We start from the raw sequence: 26,983 nt of genomic DNA, 5'->3' as shown, positions 1-26,983 counted from the left end.
GGGCAGGGAGAATGTGACTCCATGCTCACCGTTTCCCGCTCTCCTTCTGAGGAAGCGTCTGAAGAACTTACTTCCTCAGCAAATACTGCTGCCCCATCCGCTGCCGTTGCGTCCGATGATTCGCCGTGGTGACGCACGTCATTCGCGCATTGAGCCTCAGAAGAATTATTAATTGCTCCCTCTACTCCCCCTGCTCCCTGCTCCCTGCCCCCTGCCTTCTCGGAGGAAGCAACCTCCACCCGCATGGACATACAAAGCGATTTTTCAAGTTTCTTAATGAATTTTTTGGAATCGGCAACCACCATGATTTTCTGCCCCAGCATTAGCGCTGTAGAAATTTGTGCTACCAAACTAGAAGAATCTTTACCTTCGTACCAGTGAATAACGCGATCGCCATTCTTCCAATCGTTTACAAAAATTAACGGTTCTTCTCCTTTGGGACGCATTGCCCGGAAGAAATTCACCGTCACGTCATCCATGTGGGCATCCGCAATCACCACCAGGGTTGCGTTGTAGACGATGTATTCGAGTACTTCCAAAATCTGCGCCCGGTATTCCCTACAGGTTTTGCTGTGCAGCAGGTGGGTGAGGTACTGACAAGCTTCGTCGATGAATACACAGCCGTATTCTAGGGCTTCGGTGTTGAGTTTATGCAAACTGTCAATGGTGATGCTCAAAGCCTTGACTTTGGCTAAGTCCCCGTAACTCAAGGAAGAGTACATATCGGTTTGCAAGCGTTCTGAGAGGTTTTTGAGCAAGTTAACCCGATGCCCGTTGTTGAGAAAACGCACGTTGGGGTGTTCCGACCGCCATTTTCTCATCAATTCGGTTTTTCCGGTTCCCATGTCGCTTGACAGCACAACGAGTCCCGACGATGGAAGTTTGATGGCATCGGATAAATACTTGACATTTACCCGGACGTGGGGTTTGTATTTGCTGCTCAGCCCCCGGTGGCTGATGTGGAATGAACGCCGGTAATCGTCAAGTAACCTGGCATCGTTGATGATGGCTGTGAGTAAAACATCAGCGTCCTTTTTGCGGGCGCTAGCGAAGTCATCAACACCCTTCTCTGGTCCTGGAAGTGTTATGACCTCACATTGGCATTTGGCGGCTTCTACAGCCTTCCCGGTGCGAATGGTGGCTTGGAATACTGCCCACCGGGTTTTAAATTTGGTTTCGTGGTCGAAAAGAATTTGGAATTTACGTCCCGGTTGCGCCAGTGGCAGTAAATCTGGGTGTAGGCGTTCGTCAAAGTCTTTCTTACCAACTCGTCCGTTCCAAATACCGGGGAGTGCGATCGCCACAAATCCCAAACTCAACAAAGCAGCGGCTTTCTTTTCGCCTTCGCACAGAATTATGGGAATTTCTGGATGTGCAAGTACCCATTCCCAGAAGTTTAGGGGATGCAATCTATCGCGCAGGCGCAATGCTAGGGGGGAATTGTACCGCTTGATTCCGTACCGTTTGGCTACTTTGTCCCAAATGCAGTCGGGGATGTCGAAGTAGGTGACGCGGTTGGGTGTTTTGGGTGGTGATTCGTATTTGACGAATCTACCTTTTTCATCAATTCGGGGGTAGGTGGGCTTAAAACGCCCCCATTCCATCGGTTTCCAGTTGTTATAGGGGTCAAGCCCGCTAACCCACCATCCACCGTGTTCTGCGTGAGCATAGCGCTTGAGGTAGCCACTCGCGATTCTTCCGGTATTGGTGCGGGGTAGGTCTTTTGAGATGAATAGGTAATCGTAGGCTGTTGTGCCAGCGATGTGGCTGAAGTTCGCTGCGATTAGCGCGGGGTGGATGGCGCTTTCTATGGCGAGTTCTTGGTATTCGTTGGGCGTGAGGTTGTTGGGGTGTTGGGGGTTTTCTGACATTAGGACACACCCCCGCAAGCCTGTTGGGTGAAGATTATTTGCATTTTTCGGACTCCTTGAAGGTTGGAGCCGATTAGCGCTTATAACTTTCCCTAGAAGCGAAAAGAAATTGCTATAGAACCTTTAGTCCACCTCAAAATTTGCTAACCTTATGGTGCTTAATGGGTTGGTTGGTTGGCTTACGAACGAACGAGCGAGCGAGCAAGCGCAACTGAGAAGTGAGGCAAAGTCTGTGTGACAACAGACCTATCGCATGGCGTGGGGGTAGACTGGAATGAAGATTCTTTTTAGCAGTAACTCTTAGCAACTCCTTTTCTTTTCGTTTCTAGAGCAAGCACGAGCCACTAACCAGCTTTTCTTAGTAGGTGGAAATTGGCTGTAAGCCTTGTATAAAGCTGTTTTTCTAAATATCGGTTCATAAATTAACCTCCGTTTGTACTTGGCGGGACTGTAGTTCTCAAACTGAAATTTTTCTACTTCGCAAAAATTTGGTTACTCCTGTATTTGTTTTTGATGCAGGTGAACTTGAAACATGGCACTCAAATATCATGCCAGAAGTGGGAAGACGAGTTTGGAATTTTGATCTAATTAATCTAATTACTCAGGGCTGTTTTAAGGCTCTGAAGTTCTTATGTAGCAAGGGTTTTATTTTTGCTTCATCCGGGGATGTGGGGGTTTTCATCCGGGGATGTGGGGGTTTTCGTCCGGGGATGTGGATGCTTTTGTTTTAAAGCTCAAAACCATATAGCGTAAGGATTTAAAGCCTAATTTTACGACTTTTTTTTTTAAAACAAAGTCGTAACGAAAAATAGCCGTTTCAGCGTGGTTGCTGGTGCGTAACCTGGGCAAATTATTTTGCATTTTCAAAAATGTTGAATGTTGAATATTGGTTATCCGGGGTGGATATGGGCAATCATCCGGGGGTGTGGATGCAAGTAATCATCCGGGGATGTGGATGCAGGCAATCATCCGGGGGTGTGGATGCAGGTAAATCATCCGGGGATGTGGATGCAAGTAATCATCCGGGGATGTGGATGCAAGTAATCATCCGGGGATGGGGATTTTCTTGTTCTCAAGCTCAAATCCTTGCTATACATTCATTTGACGGCAATAAGTTTTGGATATTTGTACTCAAACTTTGTACTCAAACAAAGCAAGAACAAAAAAGTTTATTGCAAGCAACAGAAACCTGGAATTTTGTAAACTTATGTAAAACTATGTAAATTTATATCAATTTTGGATATTTACAAGCGTTTGTATTTGTGAGGCTAGTTGCGTATTGATGGAGCGCTCGCCCCGTTCAATCAAGGAGACGAGGTTTTGGGAGATATGCAAAAAGCCAGCCAGTTTAGCCTGCGACCACCCTTTGGCAATACGTGCTTCTTTGACTTGGCTGCCAGTCAAATTTACTTCTTGCGATGGAACGGGTGCGGTTTTAGGTTTTGACTGTTTAGCTTTGGATTTCAATCGTCTGGCTGTAACTTTGGATGCTATGAGTTCGGGGATGGGGTTTGGGGGTTTGACGGTTAACTTGGCATCTAGAAGATTCTTTATGTACCCTTTTGGTTTTTTTTCTTCGCAATCCGGTCTTAGCCAAGAAGAGTAAGTTTCTGAGTCAAATACAATCTGCCAGTTCAGTTTGAGCAGCAGTTTTATGGCACTATCCCAGCGTTTTTTTAGGTCATATGCTCTGCGGGAATCTGACTGGGCTTTATCTATCACCGTTTCGGGAAATGCAATTCGCAATAGCTCATGCACCTTGTACTTACCATCAAGGCGAACTCGACTATCCAATGTCAAATGTATGGCTAACCTGAGCGCTAGCTCATTGTGGTGGGGGTCAATTTTTAAAACTTGCTGGGCTAAGTATCCAAACTGATATAACGCTTCTCGTGATGTGGCTCCGGCTCGGTTTAAAAAATCTCGCGTCCATAGTCCTGGCTGTATTGTGATATAAACTTCATCGGGCTTATCTATTTTCCCTTCTAAATTAAATTGACCTGTAGCTTGAATATGTACATTCCACATTCTCCCCACAGGAACGCTACCTACCATTTTTCCTTGTTTATTTCTCCCCTCTACCCAAACAGTTCTTACCAAAAGACAATCAAGAGCAAAGGCGGTACTAGCAATTTCTAGTAGGTTTTCTACTTTTGCTTTTTTATGATTTTTATCCCAGCCAAATTCTTTAATAATATCGCTTGCTTTGAGATTGAAAGTGCTTTCCCAAGGCTTCTCTTGGTTCATAGTATGGGCAGCAAAAACCAAGTGTAATTTGGCAGTTGTAAAGCCAAATTTATCAATAATTTGTTGAGCCTCATTCCAGGGAAGCATAGTTATATCGCCAGGGCTACAAATATAATGCTCAATGTAATTTTCAGGATTACCTTTAGCTGTATATCGTAAATATGCTATTCCTTCAGTATCTTTATGCCACAAGTCTTTTCTGTTAAGAGCTTCCATACTAGAAAACATTACTGCTGACGAAGGTATAGGAACTACGGGCTTTAAATTTTGTTCTACAATTGGTAAATCTTTAGAAAGCACATTTTCGGTTGCACTTTTCAATTCTGAATTAACTTTTAGTTCTTCTGTAAAGCTTTCTGCTATCTCCTCAGCAAGCTTTTTAACAAGGCTGTCGTATTCAAATTGATGCAGTTTACCCAACGTATCTTTTTCTATTATCTTGATAGCTGTTGTTGTCGCTATTTCATTAATAAAGTCGGAAAAATCGCTTTGCAATACTGTCAATAGTTTGTGGCAATCAAGAAGTAACTTAGGGTCAATTTTTGTGGCAAAGTTACTAATATTAATTACGCCGGAGCTTTTTGAATTGCTAACACTCTGCGTTCTTTTCGGTTGGTTTTTGGTAGTATTGTTTTTTGCCATAAGATTAGTGCTTCCATTGATGATGATTTGGCTATCTTTTTGAGCAAAATTAATTATTATTTTGATGCATGAAATGCGGTCGCCTCATACCACAAAAATATGGCAGGGCAACTGGTTAGAAACATTGCTTACGATAAAATCCCCGCTTCGCTAAAAGCTTGACTAAGAAAATCAAGCAGTCCCAAGTTATCCGCCCACTGGGTAAGATATTCATAGTCGAGGTTTTCAGCTTGCAGCTTGAGTATCCCCAGCACGTCACGCCACTGCTTCTCAGATTGGCTCCCCCTGCCCCAAGCGATTTTTTGCAATAGGAGGTCTTCGGGGGAAATCACCCAAAAAGCTGGCATTTCCTCGACATCAAGTAATTGTCGCCGCACCATTTGCGATGTTGCAAACGCTGAAGTATCCGTAACGTACAGGTCAGCGTTAGCAATGGTTTCGGTATGAGTAATATTGAGCAGACCTTCGCGTCCCCGCTGCAAATCCTCAACCGCACCCGCTGGACAGTAGTAACCTGCCGCTTCCAGCGTTGTTACCAACAAATTGATTTGGTCAGGTTGGATTTCGATAACTAAATCTAGATCGCGGGTAGAGCGGGGTTCACCATGAATGGAACTTGCAACACCCCCACTAACGTAGTAGGGAATGTTGACCGACTCCAGAATTTGGTGGAGTTCGCCAGCAAGGGTTATTGAATCTTGAATCCACATTGTTTCATCACCTCCTTTTGGTTGGAAGCCAGGAAGAAATTTTTCTGCCAATACCGCACGGGCAAAGTGCAGGCGAATTTCTTCTAATGGCACACCGCGATTTCGGGATTTAATTCCCGCCAAACAAAGTTTTTTTATCCCCCGGTCATGAGAAGCAGCCATTTCAACCCGCTGCTTTAGGGAGAGTTGGCGCAACCGAGCAAACAAGTAGATATCTGCATCAATGTTCGTGTCGGGGGCTTGTGGTTGGTAGCCGTTACGAACAGTGGTGTTTGTAAGTACTTGGGAAATTAGTTTTGGAGTCATGATTTCTCCTTACCGCAGGGAATTTATTTCACCCTTCAATCGAATCGGGACCAACGAAAATCTCACCACTACGCCCAATAGTATTGTGGAAGAAACACCCGTGAGCGTGACCAAAGGAACCACTAACTCCTCGGAGGTTGGCATTTTCAAAGCTGGTTCCTACAACGGAAGTTTCAGCGACGTTAGCATCTTCGAGAGTAGCACCAATGAACTTAGCCAGACTCAACTTGGCATAAGTGAAATTAACCCGGCTCAAATTGGCTCCGCTCAAATCAGCTGCCAACAAATTAGCTCTACTCAAGTTAGCTCCACTCAAATCAGCCCCACTCAAGTCAACCCCCTCCAAGTCAACCCCACTAAAATCTCTTTCCCCAGCAGCATAACGCTTTAACAACTCCTCAGCAGTCATAACTTACCTCTGTTATAGGTTGCCCATTTTTGTGCGTTCACTTCTCCTTCTCTTTGAAGGATTTTGTTTGCTGGTCTTTCCACTCAAAGTATTCTCTTAATAGGTTTTCTAAGCCTTGACTATTGTCAATGCCATTTTCTACGCAATAAATTTTGAATCTTTTAAGTAGGTCTTGCGGTATTAACCCCCTTAACAATCCATAGTTTGGGTCTTTTTTCTTATCGGTCACAGTAGCAATATGCTGATGTCGCAACTTCTGCTCCATTATTTCATGCCTTTTTTCTAAATCTATTTTGTTGCGATGTCGCAACATCGCAACTTGCTGTATACTAACAAATAAGACGCACAAAGTCTGCAAAGTTTTTAAAAGAACAACCCACACAGCGTCCCAACCCAGGACATGGACAACAACTACTGCAACCATGTCTAAAACCTTGTGCAACACACGCGCAACAGCATGTGAGCAGGGGTGTATATAAAGTTGTTTTTAAGGAGAGTCTAATTACATCAAAACATTGAAAACTCTTGCAGGAGCGTTGTTTCAAGTCTTGTAAAGATGATTTTTATCCAATTGTCGTCCAAGTTATCAGATAGGTGTCCAAGGGTATTGATACATGGTTCAAAGTTATTGACGTATCTGATAACTAAGAATTTAGGGATAGCCATCAACTTGATACATCACCGCCGTATATCTATGTAGTGCTAGTAGTAATTAATGTATGGTAAACAATAACTACTTAAGAAAATACAGTCAGCTCAGAAGCCTTTACGAGCAGACTTTAGGGAAGAAAATCTCGGATATAACTTGGTACAGATTAGTTGCTTCGATGAAGCGTCATTTAGGGTTTGCGGTAGAAAAACCTTCAAGTGAAGCGATAGTCAAATCAGTTGCACAATTTAAGTCGCGCTATAAGCGATTTTCGTTTACGAATGAAGATTTCCAAGAATGCTGGGAAGTCTTTCATAAATATAGAAACAGCAATCAAACCTTTACCTGTGACTCGTTTCTACACGACTTGACAAAAACATTAGAGATAAAAGAAATACCTAGAAGTACAAAATATCACTGGTTTAGTCGCTGTGGATTGTCTTATTCAGCTAATAAAAAGTTCAATAACGATGATTTTGCATTAGTTGCGCTTGGAGCTGCCAAATGGGCATTTAACAAGCGCATTACTGGCTCAATATTTAACACGCCCAAACCAAAAATTGAAGTTTTAGCTATTGAATGAATATGACTCAAGGACGGAATTTCAAAATCAAACAATTAGAGTTAACTATCTTAAATTGATAACAAAGTAACTGGAGAAAAACGACATGGCTACTACAAAATTTCAGAACAACGTTCGGACAAGATTGTACAAGAAGAATTATCAAGGTTTTTCGCAAAACGATTTTTTAGAAGCTGCAAAAGCTGTTTTATGTGATAACTTAGATAACCCTACCCACGAACAAATAAAAGCAGGGGTACAGTACTTGATTGATAAACATAATCAATCTCTAGAAATTCCCAATTCAGAAAATCTAACAGAGGCTTTGACAGAATCGGAAACTATTCAAGAAACGGGAAATTCAACCGCAATTACCAATCAACAGAAAGAGCAATTAATAACAGTACAAGCCCAATCGTTGGGAATAGAGTTGAGCGAATCAGAAATCACAGATATTTCCCAAACCGTTAGCGACTCATTTACCGACTTTGTTAGTGCTGTAGAAACTATCAACTCACTAATCAAAGATTACGCCCAAAGTAAATTTGATGAAGTTGAGCAAAAAATTGATGTTAGTAATAACAACCTGCGTGACTATATCAATAAAAGAACTACCAGCTTACAAAGAAAGAGCGTAGAAGGAGCCATAACAACAAAGGAGATGTTAGAGCAAAAAAGCTCTAGTCTCAAAAGCTTCTCCAAAAGTCTCTCGACAGCACTTAAAACACAGTAAAAACTCAGCATTTACTTCCGCATTTAAGCTGCTATCAATCCTTATCCCTGCTTTATTCCTAATAGATTACTCCTACCAATCAATCAGCTATCACTTCAAATACCAAGCCTACCTAGAAAGGAAAGAAAGAATACAACAATACCAACAGTGGATGCACTACCAATGTACAGAAATATTAACAGAAGAGAGGATTAATCGTTGTGAAAAATACTGGCAAGCTAAAAAACTTGGTTTCTTCCAAATCTCGCCACCTAGAAAAACAACTCCGTGGTAAATTTAACGCTTCTACAAACCTAGTTTATAGAGCATTAATGGGCGACCAAAAAGCATTAAAACTAATCGGTCAAATGGGGAATGATGGAGCTAAAATAAGCGAATTTGCCCCTAAAGTTAAAGACAAGATGATTGCTGCAATCAAAGGAGCAGAAGATTTAAACACAACTCTAGCAGCCATTTATAAACAAGCAGGTGTAAGTGGAGAACGTATAGAACGAGAAATCCAATCATCCATTCTTGCCGACGATAAACTAGCAAATCAATTAGAAGAATTAAACCTTGATTTTGAAGCAGCTAAAAGCAGAGAGGAATTGCGTCATAAACAAGTTAAAGAACATATTACATTAAAAGCTTGGGTTGATAAGCATATGATGAGTATTGATGGCGAATACAAGATGCTTCAAGAAGAATTAAAGACAGAAGTAAGACAGCAGACAATTGATTTACAACACGATAAAGAGCTAGGTAACTATTATCTTGAAGCTGGTGATAATGCTAGAGATGATTTAAAGCCTAAGAAACAATATGCAGGTCGTTCAATAATTCAAAAAATCAAAGATACAATCCTTGGATTTTAATCAGAAGGAAGAAGGGTAGATAAGTTAATAACAATACTACCATTTATCTTTCTTACTTTTTAACTTATCTAACTTCTAACTTCCCCCAATATTCATCAACATATGATTGAGCAATTTGACGAATTAGAAGAACTTGAACTTTCCCAAACTGCACCAGATACCCAATTACCCAAAGACTTAATAGAACATCTGGAAGAACGTAAAAAACACAGAAAGCAAGTCATTCAAACAACGGAACTAGTGCAGAAATATTTCATAAGTTGGTCGTTAAGTGCTAGCGGATTTTTCCTCGCACGACTACTTTTATTAATCAACGGTGGTGCATCTCTATGGCTTGCAGCAGGATTATGTTTTTCTATTTGTTCAATCAGTTCAATAGTTGGATTATCTGGGTTTAGAGCTAATTATAACGACGGATTTGAGGTTGAAGGAATGGAAAAACCAGTAAAAACAATTGGTGGCTTTGTAGTCGCTGCTGGTAGTACTTGGCTCGCCATCAAAGATTATCAATACTTCCAGCAAATGACTACAGATAGCGCATATCAAATCAGCGCCGATATTCAGACTATTTATCAAGAAAGACCTTGGTTAGACCCCTGGTTATCAATTGGTATTGCAGCAGGAATAGTGCTTGGTTCTTTATTTATTATTAGCAGGAGATGAGTAGAAATACGATTGAACTATCAGCCATTGTCATATCAGCAGTTGTCGGTTTAACTGGCTTCTGCTTTTCCCATTCACGTCAACCCTACCCACTAGCACAAATACAATTCTGTCCGCAAACTGCTAACAGAAAAGAGAACATTTTATCTGATAAAAAGAAAGCTAAAAAATTGAAATATTATGATTTAAAAGCACAAAAGGAACTAGATAATAAATACTGCCATCAACCAAGATATGTCCTAGCAGAAGAGTGGGATAAATATAACAGCTACGGCTCAATTATTCCATACATGGGTAGCACCATAAGCTTAGTTAAAATTATCCCCAAAGATAACCCTTATCAAATATACGGTAATGTAGCTTCTGTTGTTGGATTATGGGGTATTTCGCTGACGCTAGCTTCTCGTGTCGGTAGGCTTAAGAAATCCGATTACCAATTAGGAGAAACCGAGAAAACCATCGAATATTATAATTGGCAACAACACAGACGTAACCGAGATATCAAACAACACTCAAACCAATTATATACAGATACTTTAAAAGACGGTTTAACCCAAGAAGACTTGCAGCAAAGAAAAGAACTAGGGTTAACAGATGATGAAAACGAAGCTATTAAAAACCAACTTCAACTCGAAGATTATCTCAAAGCCAGAGCCGTAAATCATTCCCATATGGACAAACAAATTGCATCTAATCTACTGGATAAACATAAAGCAGAGAAAGAAATAGAGAAGCTACAAAACAAAAAATCATCTCAACCCTTGACTAATCAAACCAGCGACAAACAACTTGTTAATTCCCTAATAGAAGCCCTCAAATCCCATGAAGACGGTTGGCTCTATGACCTAATCAAAAACGCTAAACCCCTATGGCTAATTGGTTCTCAGGGTAGCGGTAAAACCAATACTGCTGGTGCAATAGCATTAATTCGTAAATATTGCTTTGATGCACCAATCTACCAACTAATTGATAGACACGCTACCGGAGAAAACTGGGAAGTATGGAAACTACTTGATACTACATTAAAAGCCGAATCAGAAGAAGAAATCGGACAGTCTTTGGAGGATGCAACTGATAGATGGTTACAAAGAATCAAAGAAAAACCATCTACCAAACAGCAAATAATTATTGATGAATTTACCAACCTGAAGAAAATTGATAGCTGTAAAGAAGCAGCAATGAAATTCTTCTCCATGCATCTTACAGATACTCGTAAAGCCAAAGAATACTTCATTGGCATCAACCACTATTTTACTAATGAAAGCACAGTCGAGGGAACATTTGAAGCCAGGAAATCAGGCACTATTCAACTTAAAAAATTCTCGGCTAATGGAGAAACACCATTACCTAGAGTACAAATTGTGCATGGGTTAGTTGATGATAATGGAAACGAATTGGAAGAAGTAGAAAGAACATTACCAGTATGGTTAGAAGCGAATAAGATTTATGGGCATTTTAATGGTAAACCAATAGATTTTAATCATGAATAGAATAAAAACTAAATTACAACAATTTCAAGAAATAGGGATTTGGTATTCGTTAGCTTGCTTATCAAGCTGGGCAACAGCTATAAGTATTAGCATATTTATTGTTTCTGGAGTTGGATTAATAGCTTTACCACTAACAGGGAATAAAACTCCCTATTCACTTAAAAAGGCAAATTCTGGAAGCTGTGGATTTGCAATTGGGTTTATTTTATTTGCTACAGGAGCAGCATTCCAAGGTGATAGGGATACTTCATATATGCTGGTTAGATTAAGTAGAAGATATAAAAATGATTTAGTAGAAAGGGGAGATTATTTATCTTATCAGTGCTTGGGTTGTAAATATGCTTCGGGCGATTATTTATTACCTTGCGCTGTTAATCCTAGTCTTAGAAAAGATGAATATTGTAGTTACTTTGAAGTGAAATATTAGAATACTTATATTGTGGATAAGTTGGAAAAATAGTAATTCTATATAAAATCATCCTTTAAATAAATAGTTTTAACGTACAATAGTATATATTATTTTTAATTTATAAATTAAAAATAATCACCAATAAATAACGTCATTCTAACGTCAATTCATTCTTATTTATATCCACCACTAATCGTTTACTTTGCAACCATTGACGACCAAGTAAAACTTCCGTTAATCCGTAGCCAACATGAACGGGAATATCGTATTCTTGACCGCTAAATATTACTTTACCCAAATAAATCTCAAATTCTGCTTCCCCCGTGCGGTAAACATTGGCTGCTGTTTTATATATGTCCAACCAAGCGCATCTAAATCTTGATTGTTAATAGCTAACCAAGCAGAAAAGCCAGTATCAAAAAGTGCATCTACTGGCAGTTCTAAACCATCAGATGCTATAAGTTCAATCTCAAAAAATAATGAATCCTCATCACCAAAAAATCCGTTCATTATATTGTTCCGCACACTCCGGTTTCATTAATGCGGAAAGTATACAACTTTGCACCTGGATATTTCTCATGTGCGATTTGAGCGCCATGCATATCATCTTTGTTGACAAAATATTCACCGCTCAGAGGTTCAATCGTTATATACCAGTTGTAGTGGGTTTGCATTAAAGAAGGCTTTACATGGTCAAAAATAACTTGGCAACGCTTCCTAAACTCCTCGCGTTCTGCTTTCCATTGCGCTAATTGTTCTTCCGTCCACTGTATTTCTGGGAATATTCTTCCTCTACGGGCGGTGCGAGTAGATTTATCTGTTGTCATAATCGTTTCTCCTTTTTAAAAAATTATAAACTGCGAGTAATAATATTTTTATTAAAGTTTATTTCCGCTTATTATCAGCACAGTATTCATCATTTAATCATATTTATTTCCAGAAGATTAATTTGTTTTTCCTTCATAATCTTTTGTGCAGAGTCATGATTATCTTAATGCGTATCTTCGTCAGATTCAATTCCTAACTTATCAAAAAAAGATAGCTGCCCGCTCTGAAATATTTCCTCTTCCTCTTGTATGATAAAATAAATGACATCCAGGGCATAATGCCGCTAAATTAGATATTCTATTATCTGCGGGATTTCTATTCCAATGATGCACCTGTAACGTGTATGCCCTACGTTGAGAATTGCTCCAATCCGAGGGTATTTTTTGCCCTGGCTTTATGCATATCCTACCACATTTTTGACACTTCCAATCCTTAGTAGCCTTGATACTGGTGGCTAATTTTTCCCAATTGTCTGGGTATAAAAGTTGAGAACTACTGGTCATATTCTAATTGCTTAAAAATATCGAATAACTAACAATAAATTTACTACATAAGTGCTATCAATTATTGATAAATATCTTTATATTACTGATAGGTGTAAACAGGTAAAATATTTCAATGACAGCCAATATTTGGATAAAATAACAGATTTTTTAGTATTTATTAAATGTTCATTACAACCCAGAAAGAGGAGTTTAGTTATGCTTACGTTAGCGCTGTGGCTTCTGCCGCAGGATATTCATTTCAAATAGCACCCAGACCATTAGATTTAGTTGGAGTTGATGTCACAATGGAGGGAATTATCTCACCGGGTTCCAGGCGAAGGACGAGGCTTGATTTGCAGCTTAAATGCACGTCCCAAGACCTACTTGAAGATAAAGGTATCAGATATCCCTTGGAAATAAAAAATTATAATGAACTAAGAAACACCAATCCCGACGATGACCCCTTGTTATTAGTTGTGGTTTTAGTACCTCCCAAAGTTGAAGATTGGTTGCAGCAATCAGAAACTGAACTTTGTTTAAAACGCTGTGCGTACTGGGTATCATTGCGGGGACAACCGCAAAGTACTAACCAAACCACCGTTACCGTTTACCTACCCCGTCAAAATATTTTTAGCGTCGATGCGTTAAAAACTTTAATGCGAAGAATAGCTAGTGGAGAACCCATATGATAGTCACCGTGCGCGACCCCAGTATTCTCTCTAACCTTGACGAGCGTGCAAATAACCGCTTACCTACAATCGCGGGGATGGCTGCAAGAAAGTCGAGTTGATGATAAGGAATCGGTTTGGGTTATCTCTATTAACGATGAAGAATACGACGAATTTAGTATAACCTTACCTCTTAATCCCAAAACTCGGTCTTATGCGCTGCGGATGGCTGAGATTTTGGAAACTTTAGAAAGAGCAGAAGGACGTTCTCAACTTGATATATTAAGCGACTTGGTTACGAACATTCCAAATGTAGAAATAATCGGTTTAGTAATTCGATTAACAGAACATAAAAATGCTGGTAATGCAATCATTATGGGCTTCGTTGTAGGCAAGCCCCAACAAATTCAAATTCGTTTGAATGAGGAAGAATATAAATTAGCACGGATGGCTTATACCGAACGCTTAGTTGTAGAAAGTACTGGGGATTTAATCAAAGATAACGGTATTTTTGTACTATCAAATAAGAAGGAATTTGCTTTATACGATACCTTAAGTGATAAGCCTCAGACACTGCCTTCTTAAACAATTACACTCTTGAAGTTAGTACAAAACTGGTGAATTGAGCGTAGCTCATGGAGAATTCTAATGCCTAACTGGAACGCAATTGAAGCAAGTTTTTTAAATCAACCGATGCCCCAACAGTTGGGAGAATTGGCTGCGAGTTTGGCACGTCTAAAATCTTGGAGCCAAAAAAATGCGCCTTGTGAAATAGTTCCGGTGTTGTTAGAAGAAAATTTGTTGTATATCGATTTGTTACAAAAACAAAACCATCCCCATCATGTTGAATTAACCCAATTACAAGGATTATTACAAATTTGGGTGAATCAAGTTAATAATTCAACCGAAATTGCTAATCTTGCCCTAATTGCTGCTACTTGGTCGGAACGAGTATTGGATATGTCAGGTTTGTTAGTTGTAGCAGATTCAAAAACTGCTTAATACTGATATTCTTTTGGAGCGTATGGGTGCTGGTTGCGGTTGCGTGGGTGATGGGGAGTGCGACGATATGCTCATCACGAAATTCGGAATTGCTTGTTGGGCTAAAAATATGGAGCGTAAATATACCGCAAAACAAGGGCAATACTTAGCTTTTATTTATTACTACACCAAGCTCAATGGTTGTCCACCAGCCGAAGCTGATATGCAGCGTTATTTCAAGACAACGCCACCTACAGTACACAGCATGGTACTAAATTTGGAAAAGCTGGGATTAATTGAGCGAGTACTGGGACAAGCCCGCACTATTCGCGTACTGCTACCAAGAGAAGAACTACCCGATCTAGATTAAAGGGTATTCTGTATTTGTTTCAAGCAACAACTAGAATCGTTGTTGGACTTTTCTGGGATTGCTGATTTAAAAGCTTGGCTGAATCAACAAGAAGAATAAGTAATCCGATTCCAGATAGCTATTGTCCAACGAATTCTTTAGTGATACATTAGTACCAATAACTATCAATATTGTTTGCAGAAATCGTTCAAAAGCAACAGTCATTAACGATTGATACTTTTGCACGGGAGGAATACCATGACAAAATCTAATTCCCTGCTCGCTAATTATCAAGCATTGGTACAAAATCATGCCACCCAATTTGACCCAGAGATTGCAGCCTTACGTCAACTAGTAGAGGCACGAATGCAAGAAGTTCATAACAAAGAACAGGCGCTGGTGTCGGCACAGGAAGTAGAACTCAAACGCATTACCGATGCCCTCGCTACCGACGCAAGGTGTTTGCTGCCAACACCGGAATTTAGCGCATTTGTGCAGGAATATAAGCGGATGTCTCGCCCTTGGTACTCTCAGAAATCAGAGTCTCCCATCGCAGACGACCCAACTACTTGGGTATTGACAACACTTGAACTACCGATAGTTTTAACCAACTACCAAGTTTCTGTTGACCCTAATGCCTATGATGATGAACGCACCCATACTCTGTATGGCTATTCTGTGTCCTTGAAGTTAGGCGATGCCAAAGGTGTTATTGAGGTACAAGAAAAACGCATTTATAACTTGGATGAGTGCAGGGAGTTTTCTCCTAAAGAGCAAATAGATTTCTTTATTGCGGATTATGTGGATGATGTGCTTAGAGAAGCAAACTATCCTCTATCAGAAATAAATCAGTTAACGGCTGAAATAAGTGTGTTGCTGGGGTATGCCACACAAGTGTTTGTCCTTAAGCCCAGAACCGCTGTCTTTGAATATACATCAACGGGGAAAGACTAATGGAGTTGTACCTCAGTTTGTCTGCTTACGGCGGAGTGCCTACCCGTGAAGTATTGACCGTGTTTTGGGATGCAGGAATTCGGCATATTGAACTGGCAATTGGTCCGAAACCCGATAACGACGCAGCGCAGGCAATTCAGGATTTTGGGCAAAAAGGAATGGTCTATCGAGCGCATCATGCCTTTGTCTGGGGCGATGGGCGTTCCTGTAGACAGTCCCCAGGAGGATGCTCTGCCCATCATCCCTTCAATCTAGCTCAACCGCAAGACTGGAAATATTTTCAGCGACTAACGGACTGGCTAGCAACTAATGGTATTACAGCTTACTCAGTGCATGGTGGGCATTTTCCAATGCTTACGGAGCGTGCCAAAGCCTATGCAACATTTCTAGAAAACGTCCATTACCTCCACCAGCTTTGTCAAGAGCGGGGCATTGTTCTTGGTGTTGAAACCATGTATCCAACGCTACCCACTGCTGGAAAAGAGTACCTTTTGGATAATGCCTCCGAAGTTACTCAGTTTTGTCAAGATGCACCTCAAATCAAGTTAGTCGTTGATTTGGCACACCTTAATATTTGGCATCATTACAGTGATTCTTCAAAACTACAGTGGTTGAAACTCCCGCCAGAGCGACTCTTAGAGATTCACATCTCCGACAATGATGGACGACATGACATCCACTCCCGCATTACACAAAAAACTTGGTGGGTATCCCATGTTACTCAATTTCCAACAAGTGTTCCCTTTGTGTTAGAAAGCCGATTGAATCGATTGCCTGTCTCGGTTGTTCGGCAAGAGTACAGTCGTATTGCTGCTCTAATTTCTGCCGCTTCTCAAAAATAGCTATCCCGCGCTTATAATTGACAATTTCTGCAAATGGTTGCGGATGCCAGAAGCAATAATATAAGCAAGGCTCACAGGTACAGCATTACCAATTTGACGCATAGACTCACCCCAAGTACAAGGGAAATAGTAGTTCGAGGGGAAAGTCTGCAACCTCGCTGCCTCCCGTACCGTAAAATAACGCACTTCCCCAGTTGGCAAGGCAAGCATATTCTCACCACCAGGAACACCATGTACCCCAGCTTTCAAGGTTTTAGCTGGCTCATCTAAAGGACTACCTGTGTGTCCTGGATAACTTCTCGCCCCTGGATTATAAACATGATTGGGTATCGATGCAGCTATATCAACATTTTCAGGTGGTGGTAGGTCAGAAATAGCATCGCGGACAGTACACCAGGGGGCAGCCATTGTTCCCAACAAGTTTGGTCCAAATCGTTCCAAACGCGATACGCCTCCAGCGTCTAGCTGAACGCTAATCGCAATTTTGATGGCATTTCTGGACGGTTCTTACTAGAAATACTGTGCTTCTCCCAATATTCACCTGTCACCCACTTGTGCCAAATCAACGCCTCTTTAGTATTAGTTGGTTCGGGAAATGACCAATTAGCATTTAGATCGGAGCGGAAACCCACTATAAAAACTCGTTCCCGTTTTTGCGGTACGCCGTAATCAGCTGCATTGAGTAACCTAAAAGTAATCTGATAACCAAGGTCATCGCTAGCACCACTATTGTGATGGCGTTCCAGCCGCGCCAAATGATCAACCCAAGATTCATCCGGTTTAGGCTCTAGCTCTGGGTGAGCAAGTTGTAGATTAATATACTCAAAATAATTGATAAAATTTTTACGTAGTAATCCCCGCACATTCTCAATCAAGAAGGCTTTAGGACGTAATTCGCGTACAGCTTGAAAAAACCGGGGAAACATATCCCGCGAGTCAAGATAGGCACCATGCCTACCGCCAATAGAAAACGGCTGACAGGGCGGACCACCAGCCAGTAAATCTATTTCCCCATCAACAGTAGAGTAATCAAAATCCGCCACGTCCATTTGATGGACGCACCAGTCACTAACAAAGGCAATACCTCTCCCTTGGGAGACGCTGCGCGAACGCTGTTGATTTTCGCGGATAGTGTGGCAGCTATGCTTATCCCGTTCGACAAGTGCCAGATGATGGAAACCAGCCATAGCTGTTCCTATCGCTAAACCTCCGGCACCCGTAAATAACTCTACTGATTTCACGTTTTTAATTTAGAAGCGGACGTTGCAAGACATATTTATATTACACATCGCGTATTTCTAGACAAATATTATCGTGTACCTTCAAAACGAGTGATTAGGTAAATTATTCATTTTCTTGACACGCTTTATGCTATTTTATAAACCTTCATTTGAGTTTTGATAATTTATTTTTTAGATAGTAAATAGCTATTTGACAATAAGGTTTATATTTTTCATCTTTTTGTTTATTACTCCACTCTTGAATTTTCCTATTTAACATCGCTACTGTCCAATCTCCTTTTAGCTTTTCATTTTTTAACTGTTCAAGAAGAGTATCTAGTATTACTTTGCGATTATTCACCAAAGTTTGCATATTTAAACTTAATACTTCATTCAATTCATTATTTATGGTTATATCGTCTGAGTAGATTCTTCCGTTGGAGAGATATTTGATTAAATCTTCGCAATTTTTAAAATTATCAAGAGGATTTATTGTTAGTCTTGTATTACCTTTTTTAGTGTCACAATGTTGCAAGTGTTTTTGGAAACCTTGACCACCTTCACAAGCAGGGTAAACGCAAGAATCAATAAGGACATATTGTTGTCAACAATATTGAGAATTGGGTGCAATAATTCTAGGAAATATGCTCATAATCATTGCTCCACAGCACAAGCACATTTTGGGTCAATTTTTCTTGCGCTTACCCTGCCTTCACAAGCACCAAGTAAGTTATTATAGTCTAATTGTAAATCTGGATATTCGTCTTGGGAACGCCAATGCTCAATTTTCATTTCATCTTTCTTAATCCGTTGCATACAGTAACAACAAATGTGTCCTTGTTCTGTTAGTAACGATGCTCTTAATTCTTCCTTTTGAGAATAGTTATCATAATCTGCAAACGGTTGTAAGCGGTGTTCCAGTAATGATTTTGGCTCCTGATTTTTGATAATTCGCTTCATCTGATTAATTAAGCCGGTTATTATTCTAAAAAATTAATAAGTGTATTAGCTCTAACTACTTCCGAATCATTTTCTCCCAATAAATTAGATAATTCATTTAAAGCTGACTTCGCTGTTTCTATCTGACCATCATTTATTAGTTTTAAACAATGGTTGATTTGATTTTGTACCGTTTCTGGTCTTTCTTTTACATCCATTAATTCATATAAAATTGAGTTACTATCTTTCCCATAAGTATGAGGTGTATTCTCAACTATTTGATAATTCTCTATAATAAATACATTTTCTCTTCTAACTTCGCTTAATACTTGTGGTGAGTGAGTGGTGACGATAAATTGACAGTTGGGAAACGTTTGCGTCAAACTCCGAATAACACTTCTTTGCCATTGAGGATGTAAATGTAGGTCAATTTCGTCAATCAAAACTATTCCTTTACCTTCGGAAGCATCTGGGGATTTTGGATTAGCAATTGCTAATCTTCTCGCTAAGTCGGTGACTAGCATTAATAACATTTTCTCACCATCAGACAGTTGCTCGATTTTGAAATCTTGATTATTTTTAGTGATTGTTAACGAAGGTTTACCGGAGCTTCTCATAAACCTTTCTGATATTGACCTAACTACTCTTAGGTTAGAGAAATTATTATGATAAAAATTATTAAAAAAATTGGTAATAGCTCTCCTGATAATTTCCAACCTAGGATTTCTATAATCGGGATTTTCTCTTAACCGAATTTCATTTTCATAGTCTTCTTCTTCTTTGAACCAATCGAAAAAATCTTGAAAGTTATTAATTTCGCTGGAGAAAGCTTTTTGATAAGCATGAAATTGATAATATTTTTCTTGTTTGCCTTTTTTACTAGTGAAAGTATAAGGATTTTTTAAAACCATGCGATGAGTTTGATAGTAAACCATCACGGGTAAGTTTAAATCGGGATTATTTTTAAAATTTTCTTGGAGACGTTGAATATAGTTTTCGATTTCGTCGTAGCTACTAGGATTCTGTGAATATAAACCTTCTTCAATCATTTTCCAGGAGATTCTTTCTGTTTCTCCTGTTAAAAGAGTTATAGTATTGACTGTAGACTGAGAATTAATCTTGATATCATTTTCTGATAACTCAATATCTGCTACTTCAAGATTACGAAGTTTAGCGACAAATTGAGCTAACATTATTGCTATACAATCTAAAATTGATGATTTACCTGCACCATTTATACCAATAAATACGGCTGTGTTAGATTTCGGAAAGTTGAGCGTTATGTCTTCAAATCCTCGGAAGTTTTGGATATGTAACTTTTCAATACGCATAATTATTGAGGTGAAAAAATGATTCTTTATAATAAATAATCTGCAATCTTAATACGGGTTATCCCAACGTCAATTCATTATATAGTTCCGCAAGCACCAGTTTCATTAATTCGGAAACTATGATGTATTTTACCAGGATGCTTGTCACGACATTGATGGGAAGCTACTTCTAAATTTTTATCAATAAAATAGTCACCACTGTCCGGTTCAACAGCAACATACCAGTTGTAATGAGTTTCAATTAATTCAGATTTAACTTTATCAAATATTGGTTTGCAACGCTGGTAAAAAGCCTCACGAGAAGCTTCACGCTGCGCTTTTTGTTCTTCCGTCCACTGAATTTCTGGGAATATTCTTCCCCGGCGAGCGGTGCGAGTAGGTTTGGTATCAGTCATGGTTGTTTTTCCTACGGAGAGCGATATTTATATTAAACCGCAGCTTCACCAACCCCATCGTTTCTTCAAGTCTTGAAGCGCTGTAAACCAGATGGCAATGTAGCGTATGCCTTACCACATCGCGCTTCCGGTGAAGCGCGAAGACACTGACAATTCTACAAACAAAGCTTCGTCTATGCTGTCAAACTCATCACTACTCACTACCTCTAAATACAGATGTTACTAATGGACTTTAAACACGCAATTACAAGCCATATAAGTCTTAATCAATCGTTTAAATGTATTGTAAATACTAGAATAATTTGCTACATCGCAACAAAATAGGTAACTAAATAATTTTCCTAAACCGCATCTGTTTATGACCAGTTCTCAGCCCGTATCTGCCAACTTTGGATTCCTTGCGTCACACGATTCGCAGTTGGTGCGGTTGGGTACGTTGGCAGAACGGTACTTTGCAGATGACCCCAATACTTGTTTAATCAAACTACGGCAATTTGGCGAACTCTTAGCGCAGTTGGTAGCAGCGAGCGTAGTCTGCGAAGCCCTAGCGCCAGAAATTGACCCTTCAATACCGGAAAAAACGCTGATTTTCTGCGTTAGTAACGACCATGCGGATATTGTTGTAGACCAACTCAAACAAGCCCTGGAGAAGGAATATGGCAGCGTAGATGATGATGCGGTACTCAAAATAACGGGTAATGCCGATAAACCATTGCAGCTGATACGACGCTTCAAAAACGAAGCCAATCCTAAAATTGCAGTTACCGTAGATTTACTTACAACAGGTATCGACGTACCGCCAATTTGTAACCTAGTATTTATCCGCCGCGTTAACTCCCGTATCCTCTACGAACAAATGCTGGGACGCGCTACCAGACGCTGTGACGATATTAATAAAGAAGTATTTCGGATATTTGACACCGTTGATTTATATAATGCCATTGCTCCTTTCAATCAGATGAAACCAGTTGTCGTCAATCCCAGCATTACCTTTACACAACTGGTAGATGAATTGGACAAAGTATCGGATGCAGCAGCTTCTCAATTAATCATAGACCAATTGCTTGCCAAACTACAGCGCAAACATCACCATTTAAGCGACACCAACACTCAAAATATAGAACTAGCAGCAGGAATGCCTGTAGGTGATATGGTAGAACATCTGCGCCAAGCTTCCCCCCAAGAAGTAAAACAATGGTTTGCCCAACGTAAAGCGATCGCTCAAATGTTGGATGATAAAGATGGGGGCAGACAACCGATATTAATTTCCCGTCACGATGACGAAGTTATTAGTATAGAAAGAGGTTACGGTAACGCCGAAAAACCAGAAGATTACTTAGAGAACTTTCAGACATTTTTGCGAGAGAATATTAATAAAATTCCAGCTTTAATAGTTGTTACCCAACGTCCACGCGACTTAACCAGAGCGCAGTTGAAGGAATTACGTTTACTATTAGACCAAGCCGGATACAAGGAAACTTATTTGCAAGAAGCATGGCGGCATTTTACTAATCAAGATATTGCTGCAAGTATCATTGGTTTCATTCGCCAAGCAGCTATCGGTGATGCACTTATTCCCTACTCGCAACGGGTAGATAAAGCAATTAATAAAATTCTTGCTGCTCAAAATTGGACTACTCCCCAGCGTAAATGGTTGGAAAGAATCGGGAAACAGTTAAAAGTAGAAACCGTTGTGGATAAGGAAGCATTCAACACCGGAGAATTTAAAGCCCAGGGAGGTTTTAACCGGATTGATAAGGTGTTTCAAGGGAAGTTGGAAACGATTTTGATAGAGATTAATGATGCTTTGTGGCAAGATATGGGGTGATATTGCTGGTGGATAAACCTTTAACTTTGAATTGGGTAACTTTGAATTGGGTCATTTAGTGGTGGATGCCGTCCAATTTCTCTATCAGCAGCACGAATATTAATAATTCTGTCTCGATTAAATTTCAGAACTGTTACTGTAGTGCGTCCTGTTGCTGTTAAACCAATAATAGAAAGCGTATCTATTGACCAAATAAAATGGTCTTGCCAACTATCAGTGCGCGGATTAAATAAAAGTACTTCTGATGACGATTGTGCGTCAAATGATGTAACTTTATCAGACTTTTGGCGATTGCAATGAAAACACGCCAAAGCTAAATTTTCAATTGAGTTAGCACCACCTTTAGAAATAGGAATTACATGGTCTACAGTGAAGGAAACATACTGCCATTGTTCCGATGCGTGACAATACTCACACAAAAACTTGGCTCTTTGTCTTACTTGGATTTGAGTAGCTTCACTAATGTAACGATTCACAGACAAGTTTCCGTCTTTTTTGTAATTAACTTTCGTTCTGAATTAAAGATGTATTTCTAACAATCCGATTTACCAAACTCAGATAATCGTCTAATTCTTCATATTTATCTAATTCTGTTACTTCTTCTGAAGTCAGTTCTGATTCTTTTTGTTTAATTAATAATGCTTCAATGCGTCCTTGGACTAAATTAGAAGCACGAAAGATTGGTACTCCTTCTACTAACTCAATGCGGACGGCACCATCTAAGGGTAGACTGTTAGGCAAATGTGATAATTTTAGAGGTAAATTGGTTGTCATAGCATTTATTTCCCTTTTTATTTTACTTCTATGTTGGTTCTAAATTTTATACTGAATTTTTATTTATATATGAAAGTAACGTCGCAAAATTTGATAGTTATAAGCAACAAATGTGGTAAAGAGGTAAATAACTTTATCTGTTGTTATCCTTCTTTACGCTTATTATCAGCACAATATCTAACTTTGACAACACTGCCTAATTGCTTATAATCACAAAGCAGCATTTATATACTTACTATTAATTATTAACCTTGAGCGCAACTACTGATATCGTCCAAAAACTCTGGAATCTTTGCCACGTACTGCGGGATGATGGTATTACTTATCTCGCTTATGTGACAGAGTTAACATACTTGCTATTCTTGAAGATGGCGAAGGAAACGGATACGGAAAGCCAAATCCCAGAAGGCTATCGCTGGGAAAGTTTGGTAACTTTAGAAGGCATCGAACAATTAAACTTTTACCGCACCGCGCTGTTAAAATTGGGTTCCGATACAAATTCGCCACGGATACAAGCAATCTTCGCTAATGCCCAAACTGCACTCAAACAGCCGCGCATTCTCAACAAGCTGGTTAAAAGTATAGACGAATTGGACTGGTATTCCGCCAAGGAAGAGGGTTTGGGCGACCTTTACGAAGGACTTCTAGAAAAAAACGCTTCAGAAAAGAAATCCGGTGCAGGACAATATTTTACACCGCGTCCTTTGATTGACTGTATGGTTAATTTAATTAAACCGCAGCCGGGAGAACTAATACAAGACCCCGCAGCGGGTACTGGTGGATTTTTGATTGCAGCGGATAGATATATCAAACAGCACACCGGCGAATTATTTGACTTACCCGCAGAACTCCAGGAATTCCAGCGTACAAAGGCATTTTACGGCATTGAATTGGTGCAAGATGCCCACCGCTTGCTGTTGATGAATATGCTGCTACACGGGATAGAAGGAGAAGTTAGTTTAGGTGATACGCTTTCCAACGACGGACAACGGTTGAAGACAGCTAATGTTATCCTGACGAATCCGCCCTTTGGAACTAAAAAAGGTGGTGGTTTACCTTCTCGCGATGATTTTACTTACCCCACATCCAACAAGCAGTTAGCATTTTTACAACATATTTATCGGGGGCTGAAGCCATCCGGACGCGCAGCGGTGGTTTTACCGGATAACGTATTGTTTGAAGACAACCAAGGAAAGAGCATTCGCGCCGATTTGATGGATAAATGCAATTTGCATACAATTCTCAGATTGCCTACGGGTATTTTCTATGCTCAAGGTGTTAAAACCAACGTCTTATTCTTCCAACGGGGAACTACAGAAAAAGGTAATACTAAGCAAATTTGGTTCTACGATATGCGTACCAATATGGCGACATTTGGTAAACGCACCCCCTTAACTAGAGAACATTTCCAGGAATTTGAAACCTTTTACGGAGATGACGCGAATGGGGGAAGCAACCGCGTAGATACGGGAGAAACGGGACGCTATCGCTGTTTTAGTCGAGAAGAAATCGCCAAACGGGGAGAAAACCTTGATATTACTTGGTTGCGGGATGAAAGCTTGCAGTCAGGGGAAGATTTACCGGAACCCGATGTAATTGCAGCGGAAATTATGACCAAATTGCAAACCGCGATGGAAGAAATGGAAGCGTTAACAGCATTATTGGAAGGGGAAGAAACCGAGGATAGTGCAGCAGTTATAGAATGAAGTTAAATTCATTTATTAAATAACTTAATTATGATCGAAAGGTTGTCATTATGAGTCCAGAACAAGATTTATTAGCAAAATGGCGTTCTTTACCCAAAGAAAAACAGGAGGAAGTTTTAGATTTTGTCGAATTTCTTTACGTTAAAAATTCTGTCAAAAAAGCTTCTTTGGGAGAACGTTTACGACAAATTCGTACCAAAATAGTTGCTTCTGGGAAACCTTTATTAGATGAAGAAGGAATAGCAAAAGAACTTGCTAGTCGTAGAGGTGGGTTAGAGGGTAGAGGAGAATGATTTTAACATATATTGATTCAGGGGTATTACTAAGTGCAACAGATGGTGTGGGTAGAATTGCCGAGAAAGCTTTAGAAATTTTAGGAGATTCAAACCGTCAATTTGCGTCGAGTGAATTTGTTAAGTTAGAAGTAATTCCCAAAGCGATTTATCACAAGCAAACTGAAGAAGCTCAATTCTATGAAGAATTCTTTAGTGCTGTTACCTATTGGGTTCCGGATTTAGAAAAAGTGGTACAAGATGCTTATGATATAGGCTGTCAGTATGGTTTAGCTGCTATGGATGCGCTGCATATTGCTGCTGCATTATCACTCGGTACGGAGGAATTTATCACGACGGAGAAGCCGACTAAGCCGATGTTTAGGGTGTCAGGTATTAAATTAATTTCTATTTTTAATTAATTTTTTATTGTAATGCATTTAATTCAATTCTAGGATAATCAACTATGCAAAGTATTAAATTAAAAAAACGTGTCGGTTCAGATGGCATTTTACATTTAGATATTCCCTTGGGAATGAAAGATAAAGAAGTAGAAGTAATGGTAATTTATCACTCAATTGAAACAACACAAACACCATCCGATTTAGGATATCCCCCCGGTTTTTTTGAGCAGACGGCAGGTTGTTTAGCGGATGACCCGATTCAAAGATATCCCCAAGGTGAATTTGAAGAACGGGAGCCATTGCTTGAGTGATTTATCTATTAGATACTAACGCTTGTATTGTTTATCTAAATCGCCCTATGTCTGGTGTGCGAAGAAGATTACAATCGCTGTCACCACAAGATATTGCTGTGTGTTCGGTGGTTAAAGCTGAACTATTTTATGGTGCAATGAGAAGCAATAATCCCGAACGCACCTTAGCTTTACAATCCGCATTTCTAAATACTTTTGTATCGTTACCTTTTGATGATGAAGTTTTACAGCAACTAAAAATCCCTTTCCCACCACTCAACGAACAAAAGCGGATAGTAAGGAAAATCGAAGCGCTACAAAGGAGAAGCCAACGGGTAAAAGAAGCAATTGACGCAATACCGCAATTATTAGACCAATTCCGTCAATCTGTCCTCGCTGCTGCATTCCGTGGCGACTTGACTGCTGATTGGCGCGAGAATAATCCCGATGTGGAACCTGCTTCAGTTTTGCTGGAGAAGATTCGAGGAAAAATACACAAATTTAAAACAAAAAAAATAGAAAGCAATCTTCCTGACCCATTTAAAATACCGAATAATTGGAAATGGGTCAGTTTATCAAGTATTTGTAATTCAATTACGGATGGCGACCATCAAGCTCCGCCTAAAGCTAATTATGGTATCCCATTCTTAGTAATTTCAAATATTACTAAAGGCAAATTAGATTTTAGTAATATAAGATATGTACCAGAAGAATATTATCGTTCAATTCCAGAGCATAGAAAACCTAAAAAAAGAGATATTTTATATTCAGTTGTTGGTTCTTATGGAATTCCGGTCATTGTAGATACGGAAGAAAAATTTTGTTTTCAAAGACATATTGCACTATTTAAATTGAGTGATTTTATCAATAGTAAATATATTTTATATGCTCTAAAATCAAACTTTATTTTCAAGCAAGCAACTGAAGTAGCAACCGGAACTGCTCAATTAACTGTTCCGCTTTCAGGTCTTCGTAAAATTAAAATTCCTCTTATTTCAGAAGATGAGCAACTGGAAATTGTTCATCGAATAGAATCTTTTTTCAAAACTATTGAGACCATACAACAACAATACCAACAAACCAAAGCCAATCTTGACTGTTGCATTCTTACCCACTTCACCCAAACGGAGTAAAGTTAATTGCTCCCTCGTACCCCACTACGTTGTAAGCTA

36 protein-coding genes are annotated in these 26,983 nt (G+C 39.6%); 19 read left to right on the top strand and 17 right to left on the bottom strand.

Annotated elements, in window-relative coordinates; translation table 11 throughout:
- Positions 1-1,871, bottom strand: a 1,871-nt coding sequence (locus tag IQ247_RS08400) for a DUF3854 domain-containing protein (protein ID WP_193918867.1), incomplete at its 3' end; no start/stop codon positions are given.
- A gap of 869 nt (positions 1,872-2,740) precedes the next feature.
- Here IQ247_RS08400 and IQ247_RS08390 point away from each other — a divergent pair.
- Complete coding sequence (locus tag IQ247_RS08390) at positions 2,741-3,094, top strand: hypothetical protein (protein WP_193918863.1); 354 nt, start codon at positions 2,741-2,743, stop codon at positions 3,092-3,094.
- 7 nt (positions 3,095-3,101) lie between these two features.
- On the opposite strand, the gene IQ247_RS08385 is transcribed toward IQ247_RS08390, so the two are convergent.
- The 4 genes from IQ247_RS08385 to IQ247_RS32430 all read right to left on the bottom strand — a co-directional run bounded on the left by IQ247_RS08385 (position 3,102) and on the right by IQ247_RS32430 (position 6,609).
- Positions 3,102-4,760 carry a helix-turn-helix domain-containing protein gene (locus tag IQ247_RS08385; protein ID WP_193918861.1) on the bottom strand — a complete coding sequence of 553 codons (1,659 nt, stop codon included), beginning with the start codon at positions 4,758-4,760 and terminating at the stop codon, positions 3,102-3,104.
- A 128-nt stretch (positions 4,761-4,888) separates the two neighbouring features.
- Positions 4,889-5,776: a nucleotidyltransferase family protein gene (locus tag IQ247_RS08380; RefSeq protein ID WP_193918859.1), complete on the bottom strand. Its 888-nt coding sequence runs from the start codon at positions 5,774-5,776 to the stop codon at positions 4,889-4,891.
- A gap of 28 nt (positions 5,777-5,804) precedes the next feature.
- On the bottom strand, positions 5,805-6,185 hold the full coding sequence (locus tag IQ247_RS08375) for a pentapeptide repeat-containing protein (protein ID WP_193918857.1): 381 nt from the start codon (positions 6,183-6,185) through the stop codon (positions 5,805-5,807).
- 37 nt (positions 6,186-6,222) lie between these two features.
- Positions 6,223-6,609: a hypothetical protein gene (locus IQ247_RS32430; protein ID WP_228059572.1), complete on the bottom strand. Its 387-nt coding sequence runs from the start codon at positions 6,607-6,609 to the stop codon at positions 6,223-6,225.
- A gap of 295 nt (positions 6,610-6,904) precedes the next feature.
- On the opposite strand from IQ247_RS32430, the gene IQ247_RS08365 reads away from it, so the two are divergent.
- The 6 genes from IQ247_RS08365 to IQ247_RS08340 all read left to right on the top strand — a co-directional run bounded on the left by IQ247_RS08365 (position 6,905) and on the right by IQ247_RS08340 (position 11,563).
- A complete protein-coding gene (locus IQ247_RS08365) occupies positions 6,905-7,417 on the top strand; it encodes a hypothetical protein (RefSeq protein WP_193918855.1) in 513 nt (170 codons plus the stop codon).
- Positions 7,418-7,502: 85 nt separating this feature from the next.
- Positions 7,503-8,129: a hypothetical protein gene (locus IQ247_RS08360; protein ID WP_193918853.1), complete on the top strand. Its 627-nt coding sequence runs from the start codon at positions 7,503-7,505 to the stop codon at positions 8,127-8,129.
- A 200-nt stretch (positions 8,130-8,329) separates the two neighbouring features.
- Positions 8,330-8,983: a hypothetical protein gene (locus IQ247_RS08355; RefSeq protein WP_193918851.1), complete on the top strand. Its 654-nt coding sequence runs from the start codon at positions 8,330-8,332 to the stop codon at positions 8,981-8,983.
- 102 nt (positions 8,984-9,085) lie between these two features.
- Positions 9,086-9,646: a hypothetical protein gene (locus tag IQ247_RS08350; protein WP_193918849.1), complete on the top strand. Its 561-nt coding sequence runs from the start codon at positions 9,086-9,088 to the stop codon at positions 9,644-9,646.
- Positions 9,643-11,136, top strand: coding sequence for a hypothetical protein (locus IQ247_RS08345; RefSeq protein WP_193918847.1), 1,494 nt, complete (start codon positions 9,643-9,645; stop codon positions 11,134-11,136). The genes IQ247_RS08350 and IQ247_RS08345 overlap by 4 nt, the downstream gene beginning before the upstream one ends.
- Positions 11,129-11,563: a hypothetical protein gene (locus tag IQ247_RS08340; protein ID WP_193918845.1), complete on the top strand. Its 435-nt coding sequence runs from the start codon at positions 11,129-11,131 to the stop codon at positions 11,561-11,563. The genes IQ247_RS08345 and IQ247_RS08340 overlap by 8 nt, the downstream gene beginning before the upstream one ends.
- A 133-nt stretch (positions 11,564-11,696) precedes the next feature.
- Here the strand turns inward: IQ247_RS08340 and IQ247_RS33355 are convergent, their stop codons facing one another.
- The 4 genes from IQ247_RS33355 to IQ247_RS08325 form a co-directional block, all read right to left on the bottom strand.
- On the bottom strand, positions 11,697-11,843 hold the full coding sequence (locus IQ247_RS33355; RefSeq protein ID WP_322745461.1) for a hypothetical protein: 147 nt from the start codon (positions 11,841-11,843) through the stop codon (positions 11,697-11,699).
- Positions 11,831-12,055 carry a hypothetical protein gene (locus IQ247_RS33350; RefSeq protein ID WP_322745460.1) on the bottom strand — a complete coding sequence of 75 codons (225 nt, stop codon included), beginning with the start codon at positions 12,053-12,055 and terminating at the stop codon, positions 11,831-11,833. The genes IQ247_RS33355 and IQ247_RS33350 overlap by 13 nt, the downstream gene beginning before the upstream one ends.
- Positions 12,055-12,372, bottom strand: a complete 318-nt coding sequence (locus IQ247_RS08330) for a hypothetical protein (RefSeq protein WP_193918843.1) — start codon at positions 12,370-12,372, stop codon at positions 12,055-12,057. Before IQ247_RS08330 ends, IQ247_RS33350 begins: the two co-directional genes overlap by 1 nt.
- Positions 12,373-12,573: 201 nt before the next feature.
- Positions 12,574-12,876 (bottom strand): HNH endonuclease, encoded by a 303-nt coding sequence (locus IQ247_RS08325; protein WP_193918841.1) that lies wholly within the window; start codon positions 12,874-12,876, stop codon positions 12,574-12,576.
- A 164-nt stretch (positions 12,877-13,040) separates the two neighbouring features.
- Between IQ247_RS08325 and IQ247_RS08320 the strand changes: the two genes are divergently transcribed.
- From IQ247_RS08320 to IQ247_RS08295, 6 genes are all read left to right on the top strand, one after another.
- Positions 13,041-13,547: a DUF4365 domain-containing protein gene (locus tag IQ247_RS08320; protein ID WP_193918839.1), complete on the top strand. Its 507-nt coding sequence runs from the start codon at positions 13,041-13,043 to the stop codon at positions 13,545-13,547.
- A 45-nt stretch (positions 13,548-13,592) separates the two neighbouring features.
- Entirely contained in the window at positions 13,593-14,111 is a 519-nt protein-coding gene (locus IQ247_RS08315; protein ID WP_228059571.1) for a hypothetical protein, read from the top strand.
- 63 nt (positions 14,112-14,174) lie between these two features.
- Entirely contained in the window at positions 14,175-14,528 is a 354-nt protein-coding gene (locus IQ247_RS08310) for a hypothetical protein (RefSeq protein WP_193918838.1), read from the top strand.
- 67 nt (positions 14,529-14,595) lie between these two features.
- Positions 14,596-14,877 carry a LexA family protein gene (locus tag IQ247_RS08305; RefSeq protein WP_228059570.1) on the top strand — a complete coding sequence of 94 codons (282 nt, stop codon included), beginning with the start codon at positions 14,596-14,598 and terminating at the stop codon, positions 14,875-14,877.
- Between the two features lie 219 nt (positions 14,878-15,096).
- Positions 15,097-15,810 carry a hypothetical protein gene (locus IQ247_RS08300; RefSeq protein ID WP_228059569.1) on the top strand — a complete coding sequence of 238 codons (714 nt, stop codon included), beginning with the start codon at positions 15,097-15,099 and terminating at the stop codon, positions 15,808-15,810.
- Positions 15,810-16,652, top strand: coding sequence for a sugar phosphate isomerase/epimerase family protein (locus IQ247_RS08295; RefSeq protein ID WP_193918837.1), 843 nt, complete (start codon positions 15,810-15,812; stop codon positions 16,650-16,652). Before IQ247_RS08300 ends, IQ247_RS08295 begins: the two co-directional genes overlap by 1 nt.
- On the opposite strand, the gene IQ247_RS32425 is transcribed toward IQ247_RS08295, so the two are convergent.
- The 6 genes from IQ247_RS32425 to IQ247_RS08270 all read right to left on the bottom strand — a co-directional run bounded on the left by IQ247_RS32425 (position 16,653) and on the right by IQ247_RS08270 (position 20,537).
- Positions 16,653-17,060 carry a DNA cytosine methyltransferase gene (locus IQ247_RS32425; RefSeq protein WP_228059568.1) on the bottom strand — a complete coding sequence of 136 codons (408 nt, stop codon included), beginning with the start codon at positions 17,058-17,060 and terminating at the stop codon, positions 16,653-16,655.
- Between the two features lie 53 nt (positions 17,061-17,113).
- Positions 17,114-17,893, bottom strand: a complete 780-nt coding sequence (locus IQ247_RS32420) for a DNA cytosine methyltransferase (RefSeq protein WP_322745459.1) — start codon at positions 17,891-17,893, stop codon at positions 17,114-17,116.
- A gap of 145 nt (positions 17,894-18,038) precedes the next feature.
- The gene (locus tag IQ247_RS08285; protein ID WP_193918836.1) at positions 18,039-18,407 is read right to left on the bottom strand and encodes a hypothetical protein; all 369 of its coding nucleotides are present in this window, start codon (positions 18,405-18,407) and stop codon (positions 18,039-18,041) included.
- Positions 18,408-18,526: 119 nt separating this feature from the next.
- Entirely contained in the window at positions 18,527-18,832 is a 306-nt protein-coding gene (locus IQ247_RS08280; RefSeq protein ID WP_193918835.1) for a retron system putative HNH endonuclease, read from the bottom strand.
- 20 nt (positions 18,833-18,852) lie between these two features.
- Entirely contained in the window at positions 18,853-20,142 is a 1,290-nt protein-coding gene (locus IQ247_RS08275; protein ID WP_193918834.1) for an AAA family ATPase, read from the bottom strand.
- Positions 20,143-20,219: 77 nt separating this feature from the next.
- Positions 20,220-20,537, bottom strand: a complete 318-nt coding sequence (locus tag IQ247_RS08270; RefSeq protein ID WP_193918833.1) for a hypothetical protein — start codon at positions 20,535-20,537, stop codon at positions 20,220-20,222.
- Between the two features lie 358 nt (positions 20,538-20,895).
- Between IQ247_RS08270 and IQ247_RS08265 the strand changes: the two genes are divergently transcribed.
- Entirely contained in the window at positions 20,896-22,365 is a 1,470-nt protein-coding gene (locus tag IQ247_RS08265) for a type I restriction-modification enzyme R subunit C-terminal domain-containing protein (protein WP_193918832.1), read from the top strand.
- Between the two features lie 20 nt (positions 22,366-22,385).
- Here the strand turns inward: IQ247_RS08265 and IQ247_RS08260 are convergent, their stop codons facing one another.
- Together IQ247_RS08260 and IQ247_RS08255 are read right to left on the bottom strand one after the other, a co-directional pair.
- Positions 22,386-22,841: an HNH endonuclease gene (locus IQ247_RS08260; RefSeq protein ID WP_322745458.1), complete on the bottom strand. Its 456-nt coding sequence runs from the start codon at positions 22,839-22,841 to the stop codon at positions 22,386-22,388.
- Between the two features lie 25 nt (positions 22,842-22,866).
- The gene (locus tag IQ247_RS08255; RefSeq protein WP_193918828.1) at positions 22,867-23,139 is read right to left on the bottom strand and encodes a hypothetical protein; all 273 of its coding nucleotides are present in this window, start codon (positions 23,137-23,139) and stop codon (positions 22,867-22,869) included.
- 251 nt (positions 23,140-23,390) lie between these two features.
- Here IQ247_RS08255 and IQ247_RS08250 point away from each other — a divergent pair, with 251 nt between their 5' ends.
- Genes IQ247_RS08250 through IQ247_RS08230 form a run of 5 tightly spaced genes read left to right on the top strand, consistent with a single transcriptional unit; the run spans position 23,391 to position 26,944 of the window.
- Positions 23,391-24,845, top strand: coding sequence for a class I SAM-dependent DNA methyltransferase (locus tag IQ247_RS08250; protein WP_193918826.1), 1,455 nt, complete (start codon positions 23,391-23,393; stop codon positions 24,843-24,845).
- Between the two features lie 50 nt (positions 24,846-24,895).
- The gene (locus IQ247_RS08245; protein WP_193918825.1) at positions 24,896-25,138 is read left to right on the top strand and encodes a DUF2281 domain-containing protein; all 243 of its coding nucleotides are present in this window, start codon (positions 24,896-24,898) and stop codon (positions 25,136-25,138) included.
- Positions 25,135-25,539: a type II toxin-antitoxin system VapC family toxin gene (locus IQ247_RS08240; RefSeq protein WP_193918824.1), complete on the top strand. Its 405-nt coding sequence runs from the start codon at positions 25,135-25,137 to the stop codon at positions 25,537-25,539. Before IQ247_RS08245 ends, IQ247_RS08240 begins: the two co-directional genes overlap by 4 nt.
- A gap of 44 nt (positions 25,540-25,583) precedes the next feature.
- A complete protein-coding gene (locus IQ247_RS08235; RefSeq protein ID WP_193918823.1) occupies positions 25,584-25,832 on the top strand; it encodes a hypothetical protein in 249 nt (82 codons plus the stop codon).
- Complete coding sequence (locus IQ247_RS08230) at positions 25,829-26,944, top strand: restriction endonuclease subunit S (protein ID WP_193918822.1); 1,116 nt, start codon at positions 25,829-25,831, stop codon at positions 26,942-26,944. Before IQ247_RS08235 ends, IQ247_RS08230 begins: the two co-directional genes overlap by 4 nt.
- Positions 26,945-26,983 lie beyond the last annotated feature (39 nt).

Source organism: Plectonema cf. radiosum LEGE 06105, assembly GCF_015207665.1.
Lineage (GTDB): Bacteria > Cyanobacteriota > Cyanobacteriia > Cyanobacteriales > Nostocaceae > Rivularia > Rivularia radiosa_A.
Note: the sequence above shows the minus strand (reverse complement) of the source record. Positions and strands in the feature narration are given on the sequence as shown.